Below are 19798 nucleotides of genomic sequence, written 5' to 3' on the forward strand. Positions count from 1 at the left end.
GGGCGCCCTCCGGCGGTTCGAGGCGGTCGAGGGAGATCGGGGTTCAGACGATCAAGACCTCAACCCTGCCACGCCTCGCCCGTGAACCCCGCTAGGCCAGGGCCTTGCGCATCGCCCGGTGCGGGATACCGGCGTCCGGGAACTCGGGGCCGTACACCTCGTACCCCAGCCGTTCGTAGAAGCCCAGCGCGTGTGTCTGCGCGTGCAGATCGACGGCGGTGAGGCCACGCGCGCGTGCCGTGTCCTCGATGGCCCGCACCAGGGCCGCGCCCACACCGAGTCCGCGCGCCGCCCGCGTCACCGCGAGGCGGCCGAGCGCGCCCACCTCGGCGTCGCCGCCGTTCTTGGCCGCTGCCGCCGCGCCGGTGAGCAGCCGGCCCGTGCCCAGCGGAAGACCGTCGTCGCGGACCGCGATGACGTGCACCGCGTCGGCGTCGTACGCGTCGTACTCAAGGTCCTCGGGGACCTGCTGCTCCACGACGAAGACTTCCTTGCGGACCGCGAAGCAGGCCTCCAGGTCGTCGGTCTCGACCGCTACCCGGCAACTGACCCCGGCGCTCATTCGCTCTCTGCCCGCACCCGGTCGAGAGCCTGCTGGAGGTCGTCGGGGTAGGTGCTCTCGAACTCCACCCACTGCCCGTCACCGGGGTGCTCGAAGCCGAGCCGCACCGCGTGCAGCCACTGGCGCGTGAGGCCGAGCCGCTTGGCGAACGTCGGGTCCGCGCCGTACGTCAGGTCGCCCACGCACGGGTGCCGGTGGGCCGCCATGTGCACGCGGATCTGGTGCGTGCGCCCCGTCTCCAGCTTGATGTCGAGCAGCGAGGCCGCCCGGAACGCCTCGATGAGGTCGTAGTGCGTGACGGAGGGCTTGCCCTCGGCCGTGACCGCCCACTTGTAGTCGTGGTTCGGGTGGCGTCCGATGGGGGCGTCGATCGTGCCGCTCATCGGGTCGGGGTGGCCCTGCACGAGCGCGTTGTAGCGCTTGTCGACCGTGCGCTCCTTGAACTGCCGCTTCAGGGAGGTGTACGCGCGCTCCGACTTGGCGACCGCCATCAGCCCGGAGGTGCCCACGTCGAGGCGGTGCACGATGCCCTGGCGCTCGGCGGCACCGGAGGTCGAGATGCGGTACCCGGCGGCCGCGAGGCCGCCGATGACCGTGGTGCCGGTCCAGCCGGGGCTGGGATGCGCGGCCACGCCGACCGGCTTGACGATCACGAGGATGTCGTCGTCGTCATGGATGATCTCCATGCCCTCGACGGGCTCGGCGACGACCTGCACCGGAGCGGGCGCCTGCGGCATCTCCACCTCCAGCCAGGCGCCGCCGTGCACACGCTCGGACTTGCCGACCACACTGCCGTCGACCATCACCTTGCCTGCCGCCGCCAGCTCGGCGGCCTTCGTGCGGGAAAAACCGAACATGCGGGAGATGGCGGCGTCGACGCGCTCGCCCTCCAGACCGTCCGGCACGGGCAGGGTGCGGATCTCGGGAATCGTGCTCACCCATTGAGTATGCAGGAGCGCACCGGCACTCCCGCACCGCGAGCCCCTGCGAGAGGCTTGTCAGTCCTTGTGGACGGTGCCGTCCGGGTCCAGGCCTCGGAAGGAAAGGATCACGATCAGGAAGCCGCCGCACACGATCGCCGAGTCCGCGAGGTTGAACACCGCGAAGCCCTTCGGCGCGATGAAGTCGACCACCGCTCCCTCGAACACACCGGGAGCACGGAAGATCCGGTCGGTGAGGTTGCCCAGGGCGCCGCCGAGCAGCATGCCGAGCGCGATCGCCCACGGCAGGCTGTACAGCTTGCGGGCCAGGCGTGCGATCACCACGATCACCGCGGCCGCGATGAAGGTGAAGATCACGGTGAACGCCTCGCCCATCCCGAAGGCAGCGCCCGCGTTCCGGATGGCGTTGAACTGGAGCAGGTCCCCGATGACCGCGATCGGCTCGTGATGTTCGAGCTTCGCGACGACGATCATCTTGCTGACGAGGTCCAGGGCGTACGCCAGCACGGCCACCGCGAACAGGGCCAGGAGCTTGCGCTTGCCCTGGGGCCGCTGCTCGTCCGGCGAGGCCTGCTCGCCCTTCGAGGCCGCGCCCTGCTCGTCCTGATCCGCGGGCTCGGCGGAGCCCGAGGCGGACTGCTCCGGCTCGGCCCCGTCGGCCTCAGGGATATCCGGCGTACCGATGATGCGCTCCGCCTCTGCCACGTGAGTCCCTCAACCTAGGTACCTGACTGGGGACGAGGGTACGGCACACACGTACGGCACCAGGTGGTCAGCCCGGGTTCACGGGGTTCAGTAGCGCCGTTCCTGCTTCTGCTTGCAGTCCATGCACAGGGTCGCGCGCGGGAAGGCCTGCATCCGCGCCTTGCCGATGGGATTGCCGCAGTTCTCGCAGACGCCGTACGTCCCGGCGTCCAGCCGTTCCAGGGCGCGCTCGGTCTGTTCGAGCATTTCGCGCGCGTTGGCGGCCAGCGACATCTCATGTTCCCGCGTGATGTTCTTCGTGCCGGTGTCCGCGTCGTCGTCGCCCGCGCCGTCCCCGGAGTCACGCATCAGGCCGGCCAGGGCGTCCTCGGAGGCCGCGATCTCGCTGCCGAGCCGCAGCGCCTCGCTCTGGAGCTCCGCGCGGGCCTCCCCGACCTCCTCCGGCGTCCAGGGGTCCTCGCCGGGCCGGACCGCCAGCTCTCCGGGCTCCGCGGCGGCCGCACGCGCCTTGGGCACCGCCGTCGGCTTCTTCGCTGCCGTCGCCGTGCCCGGAGTCTTCTTCGTCACCACTGTCGTGGCTCCTGTCGTCTCCGCGGCCTGAGCCGCACCCTCGGCCGCTGTCGCAGCCGTCTTCTTGGCCGTGCCCTTCTTGGCCGTGCTCTTCTTGGCCGCGGGGGCCTTCTTCGCCGGGGGAGCCGCCTTTGCCGCGGCGGCCTCCCCGGCCGCGCCCTCGCCCGCCCCGGCAGCTGTCTTCTTGCCGATGTCGGCGACCTTGGCGACCGCCTTCTTGGCGACGGCCTTCTTGGCCGCCGTTTTCTTCACCACCGCCTTCTTCGCGGCTGTCTTCTTGGCGGCGGTCTTCTTCGTGGCCTCGCCCGTGGATCTGCCCGACGCCGAATGATGTACGGCGGTCTTCTTCGCCACCATGGCCGCGGCCCCTTCACATTTTGTGATCTTGCACGCGAATCGTGCTGGGACGATAAATCGACTCAGAGCCCGCGGCAACGGGGCACGCCGCCAGATTCGCTCGCCCCACGGGTGCCGTGCGGCGAGCATGCATGCGTTGTGCCCAACTCCCCGCCGGGTAATCCGCCCCGTGCACCGGCCCAGGATCCGGACGGCTGCCATGTCGCCATTCGGGTCAGTGGCGGCGTCCGGCGGGCCTCGGACGCACAACCGCCCGATGAGCGGAATCGGGGCATAAAATAAGACACGACCAAGAAGGTGCGCCATGCGAAAAACAGCCGACTGCCGAGAATTCCCGAGCGAGACCAACTGCACCCTCGCCATCTCCGGCGAGGAGGAGGAAGTGGTCCGCGCCGCCAGTGAGCACGCCGTGTCCGTACACGGCCACACCGACAGCCCCGAGCTGCGGAAGATGGTCCGTGAATCCCTCAGGGACGAGGTCCCCCAGCACGCCTGACCGACCCCGGCCCGACCCCCCGGATAACCGGTCGGCCCCGTCCGCCCCGGCCCCGTACACTGGGCGCAGCGAGAAGCGTGGATGGGGACGAGTAGCGGCGTAAGCGGCCATGAGCGACCCGGGGACGGTGTGAGCCCGGGGGCAGGCGCGACGTGAAGATCACCCCGGAGCCGCCGGAAGAACCCCCGCAGCGGGCCCCCGGGCCCGGCGCGGACCAGTAGACCTGGCATCGCGACCCCAATGAGGGGGCTTTCCCGTGCGCCACCCGCGCATCAGGAAGGCCAAGGAGGGTGGTACCGCGGGAGCGCGACAAGCGGCTCTCGTCCCTCCGACGGAACGGAATCGTCCGCCGGAGGAAGCGCGTTGAACACGCAGCCGCAGTACCGCCAGGTGCCCGCCCAGGTCGACCTGCCCGCCCTTGAGCACGCCGTGCTCGACTTCTGGCGCGAGCAGAAGATCTTCGCCAAGAGCCTGGAGCAGTCCGAGGGCCGCCCCGAGTGGGTGTTCTACGAAGGCCCGCCCACCGCCAACGGCATGCCGGGCGCCCACCACATCGAGGCCCGCGTCTTCAAGGACGTCTTCCCGCGCTTCCGCACCATGCGGGGCTACCACGTCGCCCGCAAGGCCGGCTGGGACTGCCACGGCCTCCCGGTCGAGCTCGCGGTCGAGAAGGAGCTCGGGTTCACCGGCAAGAAGGACATCGAGGCGTACGGCATCGCCGAGTTCAACGCCAAGTGCCGCGAGTCCGTGACCCGGCACACCGACGCCTTCGCCGACCTCACGACCCGCATGGGCTACTGGGTCGACCTCGACGACGCGTACCGGACGATGAACCCCGAGTACGTCGACTCCGTCTGGTGGTCCCTGAAGGAGATCTTCAACAAGGACCTCCTGGTCCAGGACCACCGCGTCGCCCCCTGGTGTCCACGCTGCGGCACCGGCCTCTCCGACCACGAGCTGGCGCAGGGGTACGAGACGGTCGTCGACCCGTCCGTCTTCGTCCGCTTCCCGCTGACCTCCGGCCCCCTCGCGGGCGAGGCGGCGCTCCTGGTGTGGACGACGACCCCCTGGACCCTGGTCTCCAACACGGCTGTCGCCGCGCACCCCGACGTCACGTACGTCGTGGCGACGAAGGGCTCAGAAAATCCCGAGAAGCTCGTCGTCGCCGAGCCGCTCCTCGAGAAGGCGCTCGGCGAGGGCTGGGAGGTCACCGGCCAGACGTTCACCGGCGCCGAGATGGAGCGCTGGAACTACCAGCGCCCCTTCGAGCTCGTCGGGTTCCCCGCCCCCGCGCACTTCGTGGTCAACGCCGACTACGTGACCACCGAGGACGGCACGGGTCTGGTCCACCAGTCCCCCGCCTTCGGTGCGGACGACCTCAAGGTCTGCCGCGCGTACGGCCTGCCGGTCGTGAACCCGGTGCGTCCCGACGGCACCTTCGAGGAGGACGTCCCGCTCGTGGGCGGTGTCTTCTTCAAGAAGGCCGACGAAAAGCTCACCGAGGACCTCCAGGACCGCGGTCTGCTCTTCAAGCACATCCCGTACGAGCACAGCTATCCGCACTGCTGGCGCTGCCACACGGCGCTCCTCTACTACGCGCAGCCGTCCTGGTACATCCGCACGACGGCCATCAAGGACCGCCTCCTCCAGGAGAACGAGAAGACCAACTGGTTCCCCGACTCGGTCAAGCACGGCCGCTTCGGCGACTGGCTGACCAACAACGTCGACTGGGCGCTGTCCCGCAACCGCTACTGGGGCACCCCGCTGCCCATCTGGCGCTGCGAGGAAGGCCACTTGACGTGCGTCGGTTCGCGCGCCGAGCTCTCCGACCTGACGGGCACCGACCAGTCGGAGCTCGACCCGCACCGCCCGTACATCGACGCGGTGACGTTCCCCTGCCCGACCTGCCAGGAGACCGCGACGCGCGTCCCCGAGGTCATCGACGCCTGGTACGACTCCGGTTCGATGCCGTTCGCGCAGTGGGGATACCCGTACAAGAACAAGGAACTCTTCGAGAGCCGGTACCCGGCGCAGTTCATCTCGGAGGCCATCGACCAGACGCGCGGCTGGTTCTACACGCTGATGGCGGTGGGCACGCTCGTCTTCGACAAGTCGTCCTACGAGAACGTGGTCTGCCTCGGCCACATCCTCGCCGAGGACGGCCGCAAGATGTCCAAGCACCTGGGCAACACCCTGGACCCGATCCCGCTGATGGACCGGCACGGCGCGGACGCCGTGCGCTGGTTCATGGCGGCCGGCGGCTCCCCGTGGGCGGCCCGCCGTGTGGGCCACGGCACCATCCAGGAGGTCGTCCGCAAGACGCTCCTCACGTACTGGAACACGGTCGCCTTCCAGGCGCTGTACGCCCGTACGTCGAAGTGGGCCCCCAGCGACGCCGACCCGGCGCCCGCGGAGCGCCCGCTCCTGGACCGCTGGCTGCTCAGTGAGCTGCACGCGCTCACCGACCAGGTCACCCAGGCCCTGGAGAGCTACGACACGCAGCGCGCGGGCAAGCTCCTGTCCACGTTCGTCGACAACCTCTCCAACTGGTACGTACGCCGTTCCCGCCGCCGCTTCTGGCAGGGCGACAAGGCGGCCCTGCGCACCCTGCACGAGGTCCTGGAGACGGTCACGCGCCTCCTGGCCCCGCTGACGCCGTTCATCGCCGAGCGCGTCTGGCAGGACCTGGTGGTGCCGGTCACCCCGGACGCCCCGGAGTCGGTCCACCTGACGTCCTGGCCCGAGGCCGACCTGTCGGCGATCGACCCGGACCTCTCGAAGCAGATGGTGCTCGTACGCCGTCTCGTCGAGCTGGGCCGCGCCACGCGCGCGGAGTCGGGGGTCAAGACCCGCCAGCCGCTGTCCCGCGCCCTGATCGCGGCCACGGGCTTCGAGTCGCTCAACCCGGAGCTGCACGCCCAGATCACCGAGGAGCTCAACGTCTCCTCGCTCGCGTCGCTCTCCGAGGTCGGCGGCTCACTGGTCGACACGACCGCGAAGGCGAACTTCCGTGCCCTGGGCAAGCGCTTCGGCAAGGGCGTCCAGGCGGTAGCCAAGGCCGTCGCCGACGCCGACGCGGCAGCGCTGTCCCTGGCCCTGCGCGAGGGCACGGCGTCGGTCGAGGTGGACGGCGAGACGGTGACGCTGGCCCCGGATGAGGTCATCATCACGGAGACGCCGCGCGAAGGCTGGTCGGTGGCGTCCGATTCCGGCGCCACGGTCGCCCTCGACCTGGAGATCACGGAGGAGCTGCGCCGGGCGGGCCTTGCCCGTGACGCGATCCGCCTGATCCAGGAGGCCCGCAAGAACAGCGGCCTGGACGTCGCGGACCGCATCGCCCTGCGCTGGACCTCCACGGACCCCGCGGTGATCACGGCCCTGTCCGACCACGACGAGCTCATCGCGGACGAGGTGCTCGCCACGGACTTCGCGCAGGGCGAGGCCGACGACGCGTACGGCGAGACGTTCACGGACGAGTCACTGTCGCTCACGTTCCGTCTCCGCAAGGCGTAGCCGCACAGGAACCAGCGAAGGCCCGGTCCCGCCAAAGATCTTGGCGGGGCCGGGCCTTCGGCGTTGCGTGCTCACGCACAGATGAACGTTTCTGCACCTCCCGGTCCGCACCTGCCGGGCCCTGGGCACGGAAAAGGGCGAGGCCCCCAGGAGAACTGGGGGCCTCGCCCTGAACGCTGCCGACGCCTAAGGCGTGGAAACGGCCGTCAGTTGTCGTCCTCGTCGATGAGGAAGCCACGCATCGGCGACGGAGCCTGCTGCATGGGCTGCGGGGCCTGCGGCCGCACCGGCGCCATCGGCTGGGTCATCGCCGGCGACATCTGCTGCTGGCCGCCGTAGGACGGACCGGCTGCCTGCTGGTTGCCGCCCATCGACTGGTTGCCGCCGTACGACGGGGCGCCCGCGCCGGCCGGTGCCATGGAAGGCGCCGGGGACGGCGGAAGGGAAGCCGTCGCCGGGGTCCGCGGCGGGGCCAGCGAGTCGTCGGCCTGGGTCTCCAGCTGACGGAGCTGCGACTCCAGGTAGGACTTCAGACGCGTGCGGTACTCACGCTCGAAGCCGCGCAGGTCCTCGACCTTGCGCTCCAGCGTGGCGCGGGCGGACTCCAGGGAGCCCATCGCGACACGGTGCTTCTCCTGCGCGTCCCGCTCCAGGGCGTCCGCCTTGGCACGGGCGTCACGCTCGAGGCCCTCGGCACGCGAACGCGCCTCGCCGACGATCTTGTTGGCCTCGGAACGGGCCTCCGCGATCGCCTGGTCAGCGGTCTGCTGCGCCAGGGAGAGCACGCGCGCGGCGCTGTCGCCGCCGGGGCCCTGACCGGGCTGCGGCATCTGCGGACCGTGGCCGCCCATGGGACCACCCATGGGGCCGCCCATCGGACCCTGACCCATGGGGCCGGGACCCTGCGGACCGCCCTGCGGGCCGTGCCCACTGGGGCCTGCGGGGAGCTGCGGCGCACCACCGGGAAGCTGCGGCGGGCCGCCCATCTGCTGGTGCTGCTGCGGGTGCTGCTGCTGCGGCGGCACCGGCTGCGGGCCCGATATTGCGGCGGGCACCGGGGCTCCTGGACCACGTTGGTCCTGGGGTTCCGGAGGCTTTCGCATCCCGCCCTGCTGCTGGTTCTGCGCAGCGGCGCGGGTCGCTGCGGCCAGTTTGGCGCGCAGGTCTTCGTTCTCGCGGAGCAAGCGAGTCAGTTCGGCTTCGACCTCATCGAGGAAGGCATCGACCTCGTCCTCGTCATAGCCTTCTCGGAGGCGGACGGTCGTGAACTGCTTGTTCCGCACGTCCTCGGGGGTCAACGGCATCTCTTCACCTCAACGTAGTCGTCGGCATTCGGCAAGACCGTATCGTTCACAAGCCGCTCACGACGGTGATCAGGATGTAGACGATGATCATCAGTACGAAGAAGGACAGGTCGAGCGCCACGCCCCCGAGACGCAGCGGCGGAATGAACCGCCGCAGAAGCTTGAGCGGTGGATCAGTGACAGTGTAAGTGGCCTCAAGAACGACCACCATCGGCTTGCCGGGTTGCCATGAGCGGGCGAACTGGAAGACGTAGTCCATGACCAACCGGAAGATCAGCACGATGAGGAAGCACATCAGCGCGATGTAAAGCACCTGCAAGACCACGCTCATGTTCGCGGTTCCCTCTCCCCTGTTACTCGTGTTGCGTCAGCCGGTTCTGCGTTACTGCGTCACTTACGTCTCAGCTCTGGTTGAAGAACCCGCCCTCTGCGATGCGAGCCTTGTCCTCCGCCGTTACATCGACGTTAGCAGGCGACAACAGGAACACCTTCTGCGTCACTCGCTCAATGCTGCCATGGAGGCCGAACACCAGACCGGCGGCAAAGTCGACAAGTCGCTTCGCATCCGTGTCGTCCATCTCGGTCAGATTCATGATCACCGGCGTGCCTTCGCGGAAGTGTTCCCCGATGGTACGGGCCTCGTTGTACGTCCGCGGGTGCAGCGTGGTGATGCGGTAGGGCTCCCGCTCGGACACGACCTTGGGCATGATCACCGGTGCGTTCTTCTCCAGACTCTGACGTTCAGGTGTGATGGATGCCACGGGGGCGATTCGCGCCGGACGTCCGGATTCCGCGCCTAGCGAAGCGGAATGGGCGACCGGCTCACGCTGTGCGGGGGGCTGTACCACTCGTACCGATTCGTCCCGATCTGACACGTGTGCCTGACGGGACTGGTGCGACTGGTGGGGCGGTTCATGCCGCCTGCGGTCCCGCTCGGGCTCCGGCTCGGGTTCGAACTCGTCATCGGGGTCGAACCCCGGACCGTCGTACCCATCGTCCTCCACGAGGCCGAGGTAGACCGCCATCTTGCGCATCGCGCCGGCCATGCTCTGAGTCCTCCGCTCTGTGGTGGATCGGCTGTCGTCACCAACTGCCCGCGATCCACGAGGCCTCCCCGCCCAACAGCGAGAATGACCATATTTTCTGCTGTGGTCCGACTTCTTGGCGACGTTACCCGAGCCCGGGTCGGACTCCGAGTACCGCCGTACCGACGCGCACATGTGTCGCTCCGGCCGCCACGGCCTGTTCGAGGTCCGCACTCATCCCTGCCGACACCATGTTCGCAGCCGGATGAGTCGCGCGCATGAGGGTTGAGAATTCCATCAGCCGCTCGAACGCCGCCTGTTGCCGCCCCGCGTACGGACCGGTGAGCGGCGCCACGGTCATCAGACCGTCGAGCCGCAGCCCCGGGGCCTGCGCCACGAGCCCGGCCAACTCTTCGATTCCGCCGGGGCCCACGCCCCCGCGCTCGCCCCGCCCGTTCTCCTCCGCGTCGAGCGCGACCTGGATCAGACAGCCGAGCTCCCGCTCCGCGCGCACGGCACCGGCCGACAGGGCCGTGACGAGCTTGGGGCGGTCCACGGACTGCACCACATCGGCATAACTGACCACGGAACGGACCTTGTTGGTCTGCAATTGACCGACGAAGTGCCAGGAGAGGGGGAGATCCGAGCAGTCGGCGGCCTTGGGGGCTGCGTCCTGGTCGCGGCTCTCGGCGACATGGCGCACACCGAGCTCCGAGAGGATCCGCACATCGCTCGCGGGATAGGTCTTGGTGACCACGATCAGGGTCACCTCCTCCCGCTTGCGCCCGGCCGCCGCGCACGCCGAGGCGATGCGCTCTTCGACCTCCGCCAGATTTGCGGCGAGTTGAGACTTACGGTCCGTCATGCCCTATCAGTCCAGCCAGACATAGCCCGCGAGACGACCGGTGGTCCGGTCGCGGCGGTACGAGAAGTGGTCACCGGATTCCAGGGTGCACACCGGCGACTGCTCCCGGTCGCGCACCCCGAACCGCTCCAGCTGGGCGTGCACCCCCGCGGTCACGTCGACCGCCGGAGTGCCCCAACTCGTCTCGGCGTACGCCGCCGGCTCGATCGCCGCGGCATCGGCGCGCATCTCCTGCGGCACTTCGTAGCAGCGGCCGCAGACGGCGGGGCCCGTGCGGGCGATGATGCGGGCCGGGTCGGCGCCCAGCTTCATCATGGCCTCGACCGCGGCGGGGACGACCCCCGCCAGCATGCCCGGCCGCCCCGCGTGCGCCGCCGCCGCGACCTTGGCGACCGGGTCGGCGAGCAGGACGGGGGTGCAGTCCGCGGTGAGGACCGCCAGGGCCAGGCCCCGGCGGGCGGTCACCACGGCGTCGACCGCCGGGATCTCGGCATCAGAACCCCAGGGTCCGTCGACCACGACGACGTCGGGGCCGTGCACCTGGTTCATCCAGACGACCCGCGCCGGGTCGATGCCCATTGACGTGGCGGCCAGCGCACGGTTCGTCCGCACTGCCTCGGGGTCGTCGCCGACCGCGCCGCCGAGATTGAGCTCTTCGTACGGAACGGCGCTCACCCCGCCCCACCTGTCGGTGAAGGCGAAGTGCGCGCCGCTCACGGTGCTGTGCTTGCTTATCACTTCAGGAAGTCCGGCACGTCCAGCTCTTCGGCCTGGCTGTCCGAGTACGGACGGGCCGGGGGGACCTGCGGCGGGGACACGGGCGCGGAGGGGGCCTCGTTGACCGGAGTCACCTCAGCGGGCTCCGGAGCCGAGGGCTCCTCGTGCGACGTGACGCTGCCGAGGCCGCCGTAGGGCGAACGGGACTCGGCCGGACGGCTCGTGGCCGACGGCTGCTCGTCACGCTGCTTGGACGCCGAACCGAGGACGGTGTCCCGCTTGGACGGCGGCTGGCCGCCGTCGAAGCCCGCCGCGATGACGGTGACCCGGACCTCGTCGCCCAGGGCGTCGTCGATGACGGCGCCGAAGATGATGTTGGCCTCGGGGTGGGCCGCCTCACTGACCAGCTGGGCCGCTTCGTTGATCTCGAAGAGGCCGAGGTCGGAGCCGCCGGAGATGGAGAGCAGGACTCCCCGCGCTCCGTCGATGGACGCCTCCAGGAGTGGCGAGGAGATCGCCATCTCGGCGGCGGCCACCGCGCGGTCGTCGCCGCGCGCCGAACCGATGCCCATCAGGGCCGAACCGGCCTCGGACATGACCGACTTGACGTCGGCGAAGTCGAGGTTGATCAGACCCGGGGTCGTGATGAGGTCGGTGATGCCCTGGACACCGGAGAGCAGGACCTGGTCCGCCGACTTGAAGGCGTCCAGAACGCTGACCTGGCGGTCCGAGATGGACAGGAGCCGGTCGTTGGGGATGACGATGAGGGTGTCGACCTCTTCGCGCAGCTCCGCGATCCCGTCCTCGGCCTGATTGGCGCGACGACGGCCCTCGAAGGTGAACGGCCGGGTCACGACGCCGATGGTCAGGGCGCCCAGGGAGCGGGCGATGTTGGCGACGACAGGTGCGCCGCCGGTGCCGGTGCCACCGCCTTCGCCGGCGGTGACGAAGACCATGTCGGCCCCCTTGAGGACCTCCTCGATCTCCTCGCGGTGGTCCTCTGCCGCCTTGCGGCCGACTGCCGGGTTGGCGCCGGCGCCGAGGCCACGGGTGAGTTCACGGCCGACGTCGAGCTTGACGTCGGCGTCGCTCATCAACAGGGCTTGCGCGTCGGTGTTGATGGCGATGAACTCGACGCCCTTGAGACCGACCTCGATCATCCGGTTGATGGCATTGACACCACCGCCGCCGACACCGATGACTTTGATGACTGCGAGGTAGTTCTGCGGTGCTGCCACGTCGAAGGCCTCTCGCCTCGAGTTACGTGTCGCCGCCTCGCGGTCAAGCGCCGCGACGACTGATGCCGAATGGGACGGTCCGAACGCCGACCCGAACCCTAACGCTGAAGTTTAGGGTTACCAGTGTGTCTGTTCCTTGGACTCTTCCGAACAGGACACTAAGTCGACAAGTGGCGCACGTTCAACGAACACGCCGAACCTCCCGTTTTTCTTTTCACCCTATGTGATCAGCCGTAGCGCTGCCGAACCAGGGTGCTGGCCTGCGACGATATGCGTCAACTCGCCGATGACGCAGGGGCGGTGGGGACACTCACATCGAAGTGCCGTGCCTTGGGGGCGGCTTTCATCAGGGCGGTGAGTGTGCTTGCCTTCGTCCGGCCCTTCTCGCTGCTGCCCCACGCCACGGTGCGTCCGCGGCTCAACTCCAGCGAGATCGAGTCGTACGAGCGGACCTTGACGGCCTCTGTATCGCGGGCCACCGACGCCGGCAGTGCGCCCGCGACCGCCACCGCTTCACGCCGCAAGCGGTGCGAGTCGAAACGGCGCAGACTCGCCTCCGCGTTCTCCCGGTCCGGCCTCAATTCGAGCAGCGGAACACCCTTCGGCGCATGTCCGACCGTGGCGAATCGCACGCCCTTGGCGTCCACTTCGACGAACTTTCCGCCCTTTTCGATAAGCAGAACCGGCTTGCGTTCGGTCACTTTCAGACTGATTCCGTGCGGCCAGGAACGGCCGACGTCGACCGAGTCGATACGCGGAAGTCTCTTCCGCAGCCGGTCCTCAAGAGCGTCGGTGTCGACCGAAATCAGCGGGGCCCCGACGGGGGCCGCGGCCGCCTCGCGCACCTCACCGGGTGTCAGGATCCGTGTCCCGGACGTCGTCACGCGCTCCACGCGCAGCCACTGCGAGCCGTAGAGCAGCCAGACTCCTCCCGCGCCGAGCAGCACGAGCGCGATGAGCGAGAGGATCAGGGTGCGCGGGCGCGGCATGCGGACGCGGGACCGTAGAAGGCGGGGCGGGCGGGACCCACCAGAAGCAGACTTCTGCCGTTCGGCGGTGGTCGGTCCGGCCACGGTCCCCTGCCTTCTGCGTCTCTAGTGCCGCCTCACCCGTTGCGGCGTGACGCGATCGCCTCGTACACCATGCCGACGAGGAGGTCGTCGGCATCCCTGCGGCCGAACTCCGATGCGGCGCGGGACATCTCGTACAGCCGGTGCGGATCGGCGAGCACCGGGAGCACGTTGCCCTGCACCCACTCGGGCGTCAGTTCGGCGTCGTCCACGAGGAGTCCACCGCCCGCCTTGACCACCGGCTGGGCGTTCAGCCGCTGTTCGCCGTTGCCGATGGGCAGCGGTACGTAGGCGGCCGGAAGCCCGACGGCGGAGAGTTCGGCGACGGTCATCGCGCCCGCACGGCAGAGCATCATGTCCGCCGCGGCGTACGCGAGGTCCATCCGGTCCACGTACGGTACCGGGATGTAGGGCGGCATACCGGGCATGTTCTCGACGTACGGCATTTCGTTCTTCGGGCCGACCGCGTGCAGGATCTGGATCCCGGCGCGCTGCAGGACCGGAGCGACCTGCTGGACGACCTCGTTGAGCCGCCGGGCGCCCTGCGAGCCGCCGGAGACGAGCAGCGTCGGCAGGTTCGGGTCGAGGCCGAAGGCGGCGCGCGCCTCCGGGCGGACCCGGGCCCGGTCGAGCGTGGCGATGGTGTGGCGCAGCGGGATGCCGATGTAGCGGGAGTTGCGCAGCTTGCTGTCCGGCGTGGCGACGGCCACCCCGGCGGCGTACCGCGAACCGATCTTGTTGGCGAGGCCCGGACGCGCGTTGGCCTCGTGCACGACGATCGGCGTGCCGGTCCGCTTGGCCGCGAGGTACCCCGGCAGCGCGACGTAGCCGCCGAAGCCGACCACGCAGTCCGCCTTCGTCCGCTCCAGGATCTGTTCGGCCGCCTTGATCGTGCCGCGCAGCCGTCCCGGAACGGTGATCAGCTCAGGGGTGGGCTTGCGCGGCAGCGGAACGGCCGGGATCAGCGCGAGTTCGTAGCCCCGCTCGGGTACGAGCCGGGTCTCGAGTCCACGCTCCGTGCCCAGGGCCGTGATGCCCACGGTCGGGTCCTGCCTCCGCAGGGCGTCCGCGAGGGCGAGCGCGGGCTCGATGTGGCCGGCGGTCCCCCCACCGGCGAGTACGACATGCACCGAAATTCACCGCTCTCCGGACGAACGCGCCTTGACGCGCCGTCTCATCGTGTTCCATCTCACCCGAGGTTGCCGCATGGCCAGGGCCGCCTTTGCCGCCGGGTCCTCCCGCGCGAAGGCGATGAGGAGTCCGATGGCGAACATGGTCGGCAGCAAGGCCGAACCCCCGTAGGAGAACAGCGGGAGCGGGACACCGGCGATCGGCAGCAGACCGAGCACCGCACCGACGTTGATCACGGCCTGCGCCGTGATCCAGGTGGTCACGCCTCCCGCGGCATACCGTACGAAGGGGTCCTCCGTGCGTCCGGCCACGCGGATACCCGCATAGCCTAGAGCCGCGAACAGGGCGAGCACCGACAGCGTCCCCGCAAGGCCGAGTTCCTCCCCCGTGATGGCGAAGATGAAGTCGGTGTGCGGTTCCGGCAGTTGACCCCATTTTTCCACACTCGCACCGAGGCCGGAACCGAAGAATCCGCCGGAGGCGAGGGCGTAGATCCCGTGCACGGCCTGCCAGCACTGGTCGCCGGGGCCGGGATCCGTGGCGCCGATGCAGGCGAGCCTCGCCATGCGGTTGGGGCTGGTCTTGATGAGGATCACGCCGAGCAGGGCCGCGATCGAGAGCACCCCGGCGAAGAGCCGCGTGGGCGCCCCCGCGAGCCAGAGCAGGCCGAAAAGGATCGCCGTGAGGATGATCGCCGTGCCCATGTCGCCGCCCAGCATGATCAGGCCGAGCAGCATGAAGGCGACCGGGACGAGCGGCACCAGCATGTGTTTCCACTGGGTCAGGAGCCGCTTGTCGTGTTTACGGGCGAGCAGGTCCGCGCCCCACAGGACGAGGGCGAGCTTGGCGAACTCACTGGGCTGGAGCTGGAACGGGCCGCCCAGGTAGATCCAGTTCTGGTTTCCGTTGACGCTGCGCCCTATGCCGGGGACCTGCACGAGCACCATCAGGAAGACGGTCACCGCGAGGATGGGGTAGGCCAGCGCCCGGTGCAGCTTGACGGGCATCCGCATGGCCACGAGCAGCAGGATCGAGCCCAGTACGGCCGCGACGAACTGCTTGCGGAAGAAGTACGCGGCGGGCAGGTCGAGCTGCAGCGCCTGGATCATCGACGCCGAGTAGACCATCACCAGGCCGAGCACGGTGATCAGCAGGCTGCTGCCGAAGATGAGGTAGTACGCGGTCAGCGGCCGGTCCCAGGCGCGCTTGACCCGGGTGACGAATCGCCGCACCGCGTTCTCGCTCGGCGGGCGCGGAGCCCGCGGGGAGCGGACCGGCGCGGGCCGCCTGGCAAGGCGCGTGGGCGCGCGCCCGCTACTGCCGGCCATCAGGACCCCCGCCCAGCCACCACGACGCTGCCACGTGCCCTCCTAAGGGTGCCGGGCGCCCCGGACCACTGGGGCCCGCGTCAGGCGCTCGCGCCGAGTTCGCGGACCGCGTCCGCGAACGCGTCACCACGCTTGTTGTAGTTGGTGAACATGTCCATCGACGCACAGGCCGGAGCCATCAGTACGGTGTCCCCCGGCTCGGCGAGCCGTGCCGCCTGTCGTACCGCCTCGGACATCGCACCAGTGTCGGTCCGGTCGAGGTCGACGACCGGGACCTCGGGCGCGTGTCGCGCCAGGGCTTCGCGGATCAGCGCGCGGTCGGCGCCGATCAGGACGACGCCCCGGAGCCGCTTGGCCGACTTGGTGACCAGCTCGTCGAAGGTGGCGCCCTTGGCGAGCCCGCCCGCGATCCAGACGATCGACTCGTACGCGGCCAACGAGGCTTCCGCGGCGTGGGTGTTGGTGGCCTTGGAGTCGTCCACGTACGCCACTTCGGCCACGTCGGCGACGTGTTCGATGCGGTGGGCGTCGGGACGGAAGGCGCGCAGACCGTCGCGTACGGCCGTCGCGGGCACGCCGTAGGCGCGCGCGAGAGCCGCTGCGGCCAGGGCGTTGGCGATGTTGTGCGGCGCGGGCGGCTGCACGTCGGAGATCTCGGCGAGCTCCTGCGCCTGCTTCTGACGGTCCGGCACGAACGCACGGTCGACCAGAATGCCGTCCACGACGCCCAGTTGCGAGGGCGCGGGCGCATTCAGCGTGAAACCGATGGCGCGGCAGCCCTCTTCGACGTCGGCCTCGCGCACGAGGTCCTCGGTCGCCTTGTCGGCGAGGTTGTAGACGCAGGCGATCTGATTGCCCTCGTACACGCGGCCCTTGTCGGCGGCGTACGCCTCCATGGAGCCGTGCCAGTCCAGGTGGTCCGGCGCGAGGTTCAGGACGGCCGCGGAGTGGGCGCGCAGCGAGGGCGCCCAGTGCAGCTGGTAGCTGGAGAGCTCGACGGCGAGCACGTCGTACGGCTCGTCGCCGGTGACGACGTCGAGGAGCGAGACCCCGATGTTGCCGACGGCCGCGGTCCGCAGGCCCGCCGCCTCCAGGATCGAGGCCAGCATGCGCACGGTCGTGGTCTTGCCGTTCGTGCCGGTGACCGCGAGCCACGGCGCTGCTTCTCTGCCGTCCCGACCGCGCAGGCGCCAGGCGAGCTCGACGTCGCCCCACACCTCGACGCCGGCGGCCGCGGCGGCCGCGAAGAGCGGCTTGTCCGGCTGCCAGCCGGGCGTGGTGACGACGAGTTCGGTGCCTTCGGGCAGGGTGGCCCCGTCGCCGAGGCGGACGGTGATGCCCTCCGCCGTCAGCTCCTCGGCCTGCGTACGGGAGCGCTCATCGTCGCCGTCGTTGACGACCGTGACGAGAGCGCCCAGGCCGTGCAGCACGCGGGCCGCCGGGATCCCGGAGACGCCGAGCCCGGCGACGGTGACGTTTTTCCCCTGCCAGCTGGTCACTTCTTGGCTGCCCATCCTGCGTAGAAGAGGCCGAGTCCGACGATCACGCACATGCCCTGGATGATCCAGAAGCGGACCACCACAAGGACTTCGGACCACCCCTTGAGTTCGAAGTGGTGCTGCAGTGGCGCCATCTTGAAGACCCGCTTGCCGGTCATCTTGAAGGAGCCGACCTGGATCACGACGGACATGGTGATCAGGACGAAGAGGCCGCCGAGGAGCGCGATGAGCAGCTCCGTGCGGGAGCAGATCGCGAGACCCGCGAGCGCGCCGCCGAGGGCGAGCGAGCCGGTGTCACCCATGAAGATCTTGGCGGGCGAGGTGTTCCACCACAGGAAGCCGAAGCAGGCACCCATCAGCGCGGAGGCCACCACGGCCAGGTCGAGTGGGTCTCTGACCTCGAAACACGCCTGTGGGTTGGTCAGCGTGACGGCGTTGGCGCAGGACTCCTGGTACTGCCAGACACCGATGAAGGTGTACGCGCCGAAGACCATCACGGAGGCGCCGGTGGCGAGACCGTCGAGGCCGTCGGTGAGGTTCACGCCGTTCGACATCGCGAGGATCATGAACAGCGCCCAGACCACGAACAGGACCGGGCCGATCGACCAGCCGAAGTCCGTGACGAACGACAGCTTGGTGGAGGCGGGGGTCTGGTTGCGGCTGTCCGGCCAGTTCAGCGCGAGCACGGCGAAGCCGATGCCGACGATCAGCTGTCCTGCCATCTTCGCCTTGGCGCGCAGGCCGAGCGAGCGCTGCTTGACGATCTTGATGTAGTCGTCGAGGAACCCGACGAGGCCCATGCCCGCCATCAGGAAGAGCACGAGAAGCCCGGAGAGCGTGGTCTCCGTGCCCGTGATGATCTTCGTGAGGAAGTACGCGATGAGCGTCGCGAGGATGAAGGCGATACCACCCATGGTCGGCGTACCGCGCTTGCTGTGGTGCTCGCGCGGGCCGTCGTCCCGGATGAACTGCCCATAGCCCTTGCGAGCCAGGAACTTGATAAGGAGCGGGGTTCCGACCAGGGTCAGGAAGAGCCCGATCACACCCGCGAAGAGGATCTGCCTCATCGGCCGGCGACCTGCCCCTCGGACGACGCGGCGTCATCGAGCAGCGCCGTGGCGACCCGCTCGAGACCGACCGATCTGGAAGCCTTCACCAGCACGACGTCTCCCGGGCGCAGCTCGCTGCGCAGCAGGTCGATCGCCGCCTGTGCGTCGGACACGTGCACCGACTCCTCACCCCACGAACCCTCGTTGTATGCGCCCAGTTGGAGCCAGGACGCTTCCCTGCCCCCGACTGCCACGAGCTTGCTCACGTTCAGCCGGACAGCGAGCCGTCCGACCGCGTCGTGTTCGGCGAGCCCCTCGTCACCGAGCTCGGCCATGTGACCGAGCACCGCCCACGTACGACGTCCCTTGGCCATGGCCGCGAGCGCGCGCAGGGCGGCTCGCATGGACTCGGGGTTCGCGTTGTAGGCGTCGTTGACGACCGTCACGCCGTCCGGGCGCTCGGTGACCTCCATCCGCCAGCGGGACAGCGTGCCCGCCTCGGAGAGCGCGCGGGCGATCTCGTCTGCGGACATGCCCAGCTCATGGGCGACGGCGGCCGCGGCAAGCGCGTTCGACACGTGGTGCTCACCGTACAGCCGCAAGGTCACGTCGCCGCACCCGGAGGGTGTGTGCAGCGTAAAGGCAGGCTGTCCGATCTCCGTGAGCCGGACATTCTCGGCACGCACGTCGGCGTCGGCGGACTCCCCGAAGAGGAGCACGCGCGCCTTCGTGCGCGAAGCCATGGCGCGGACGAGCGGGTCGTCGGCGTTGAGGACGGCGGTGCCGTCGGCGGGCAGGCTCTCGACGAGTTCACCCTTCGCCACTGCGATCTGCTCGCGTCCGCCGAACTCGCCGATGTGGGCGGTTCCGACGTTGAGCACGAGGCCGATCTTCGGCGGGGTGAGGCCGGTGAGGTAGCGGATGTGGCCGATGCCGCGGGCGCCCATCTCCAGGACGAGGAACTGCGTCTCGTCGGTGGCGCTGAGGGCGGTGAGCGGCAGGCCGATCTCGTTGTTGAGCGAGCCCGGCGTGAAGACGGTGGGCGCCTTGCTCCGCAGGACCTGGGCGAGCAGGTCCTTGGAGCTGGTCTTGCCGACGGAGCCGGTGAGCGCCACGAGCGTCGCGCCGAGCCGCTCCACGACGTGCCGCGCGAGGGCGCCGAGCGCCGCCTGCACGTCGTCGACGACGATGGCGGGTACGCCGACGGGGCGCGAGGCCAGGACGGCGGCGGCGCCCGCTTCCACCACCGCGGCCGCGTAGTCGTGGCCGTCGGCGCGCTCGCCGGCGAAGGCGACGAAGAGGCTGCCGGGCTCCACTTCACGGGAGTCCCTGACGACCGGTCCGGTGACCTGGACGGACGGATCCGGTATGTCGTACGTCTGCCCGCCGACGACAGTGGCGATCTCGGCGAGGGAGAGGGCGATCACA

General features: G+C 69.5%; 18 protein-coding genes. 2 read left to right on the forward strand and 16 right to left on the reverse strand.

Features of this window, described 5'->3' with window-relative positions:
- Positions 1-91 precede the first annotated feature (91 nt).
- From AB0E78_RS01770 to AB0E78_RS01785, 4 genes are all read right to left on the reverse strand, one after another.
- Positions 92-562 (reverse strand): GNAT family N-acetyltransferase, encoded by a 471-nt coding sequence (locus tag AB0E78_RS01770; protein WP_361826851.1) that lies wholly within the window; start codon positions 560-562, stop codon positions 92-94.
- On the reverse strand, positions 559-1500 hold the full coding sequence (locus tag AB0E78_RS01775; protein ID WP_361826854.1) for an RluA family pseudouridine synthase: 942 nt from the start codon (positions 1498-1500) through the stop codon (positions 559-561). Before AB0E78_RS01775 ends, AB0E78_RS01770 begins: the two co-directional genes overlap by 4 nt.
- 60 nt (positions 1501-1560) lie before the next feature.
- Entirely contained in the window at positions 1561-2208 is a 648-nt protein-coding gene (lspA, locus tag AB0E78_RS01780) for a signal peptidase II (RefSeq protein ID WP_361826856.1), read from the reverse strand.
- A gap of 87 nt (positions 2209-2295) precedes the next feature.
- Entirely contained in the window at positions 2296-3135 is an 840-nt protein-coding gene (locus AB0E78_RS01785) for a TraR/DksA C4-type zinc finger protein (protein WP_361826859.1), read from the reverse strand.
- Positions 3136-3439: 304 nt separating this feature from the next.
- On the opposite strand from AB0E78_RS01785, the gene AB0E78_RS01790 reads away from it, so the two are divergent.
- Positions 3440-3631, forward strand: a complete 192-nt coding sequence (locus AB0E78_RS01790; RefSeq protein ID WP_361826862.1) for a DUF1059 domain-containing protein — start codon at positions 3440-3442, stop codon at positions 3629-3631.
- A gap of 363 nt (positions 3632-3994) precedes the next feature.
- Positions 3995-7144: an isoleucine--tRNA ligase gene (gene ileS, locus AB0E78_RS01795; protein WP_361826865.1), complete on the forward strand. Its 3150-nt coding sequence runs from the start codon at positions 3995-3997 to the stop codon at positions 7142-7144.
- A 206-nt stretch (positions 7145-7350) separates the two neighbouring features.
- Here ileS and AB0E78_RS01800 read toward each other — a convergent pair whose 3' ends face one another.
- The 12 genes from AB0E78_RS01800 to murF all read right to left on the reverse strand — a co-directional run bounded on the left by AB0E78_RS01800 (position 7351) and on the right by murF (position 19797).
- Positions 7351-8448 carry a DivIVA domain-containing protein gene (locus tag AB0E78_RS01800; RefSeq protein ID WP_361826867.1) on the reverse strand — a complete coding sequence of 366 codons (1098 nt, stop codon included), beginning with the start codon at positions 8446-8448 and terminating at the stop codon, positions 7351-7353.
- Between the two features lie 46 nt (positions 8449-8494).
- Positions 8495-8779, reverse strand: a complete 285-nt coding sequence (locus AB0E78_RS01805; protein WP_361826870.1) for a YggT family protein — start codon at positions 8777-8779, stop codon at positions 8495-8497.
- A 70-nt stretch (positions 8780-8849) separates the two neighbouring features.
- Positions 8850-9494 carry a cell division protein SepF gene (gene sepF, locus AB0E78_RS01810; protein WP_361826872.1) on the reverse strand — a complete coding sequence of 215 codons (645 nt, stop codon included), beginning with the start codon at positions 9492-9494 and terminating at the stop codon, positions 8850-8852.
- A 124-nt stretch (positions 9495-9618) separates the two neighbouring features.
- Positions 9619-10338 carry a YggS family pyridoxal phosphate-dependent enzyme gene (locus AB0E78_RS01815; RefSeq protein WP_361826875.1) on the reverse strand — a complete coding sequence of 240 codons (720 nt, stop codon included), beginning with the start codon at positions 10336-10338 and terminating at the stop codon, positions 9619-9621.
- 6 nt (positions 10339-10344) lie between these two features.
- The gene (pgeF, locus tag AB0E78_RS01820) at positions 10345-11076 is read right to left on the reverse strand and encodes a peptidoglycan editing factor PgeF (protein WP_361826877.1); all 732 of its coding nucleotides are present in this window, start codon (positions 11074-11076) and stop codon (positions 10345-10347) included.
- Entirely contained in the window at positions 11073-12293 is a 1221-nt protein-coding gene (gene ftsZ / locus AB0E78_RS01825) for a cell division protein FtsZ (RefSeq protein ID WP_361826880.1), read from the reverse strand. The genes pgeF and ftsZ overlap by 4 nt, the downstream gene beginning before the upstream one ends.
- A gap of 275 nt (positions 12294-12568) precedes the next feature.
- Complete coding sequence (locus tag AB0E78_RS01830; protein ID WP_361826882.1) at positions 12569-13366, reverse strand: FtsQ-type POTRA domain-containing protein; 798 nt, start codon at positions 13364-13366, stop codon at positions 12569-12571.
- Positions 13367-13398: 32 nt separating this feature from the next.
- Positions 13399-14493, reverse strand: a complete 1095-nt coding sequence (murG, locus tag AB0E78_RS01835; protein WP_361188817.1) for an undecaprenyldiphospho-muramoylpentapeptide beta-N-acetylglucosaminyltransferase — start codon at positions 14491-14493, stop codon at positions 13399-13401.
- Between the two features lie 6 nt (positions 14494-14499).
- Positions 14500-15822 (reverse strand): putative lipid II flippase FtsW, encoded by a 1323-nt coding sequence (gene ftsW / locus AB0E78_RS01840; protein WP_361826884.1) that lies wholly within the window; start codon positions 15820-15822, stop codon positions 14500-14502.
- Between the two features lie 80 nt (positions 15823-15902).
- Positions 15903-17336 carry a UDP-N-acetylmuramoyl-L-alanine--D-glutamate ligase gene (murD, locus tag AB0E78_RS01845; protein ID WP_361826886.1) on the reverse strand — a complete coding sequence of 478 codons (1434 nt, stop codon included), beginning with the start codon at positions 17334-17336 and terminating at the stop codon, positions 15903-15905.
- Positions 17318-18388: a phospho-N-acetylmuramoyl-pentapeptide-transferase gene (gene mraY, locus AB0E78_RS01850; RefSeq protein WP_249590431.1), complete on the reverse strand. Its 1071-nt coding sequence runs from the start codon at positions 18386-18388 to the stop codon at positions 17318-17320. Before mraY ends, murD begins: the two co-directional genes overlap by 19 nt.
- Positions 18385-19797 (reverse strand): UDP-N-acetylmuramoyl-tripeptide--D-alanyl-D-alanine ligase, encoded by a 1413-nt coding sequence (gene murF / locus AB0E78_RS01855; RefSeq protein ID WP_361826890.1) that lies wholly within the window; start codon positions 19795-19797, stop codon positions 18385-18387. Before murF ends, mraY begins: the two co-directional genes overlap by 4 nt.
- Position 19798: the final 1 nt, after the last annotated feature.

The organism is Streptomyces sp. NPDC032198, from assembly GCF_040636975.1.
In the GTDB taxonomy this organism is placed as follows: Bacteria; Actinomycetota; Actinomycetes; order Streptomycetales; family Streptomycetaceae; genus Streptomyces.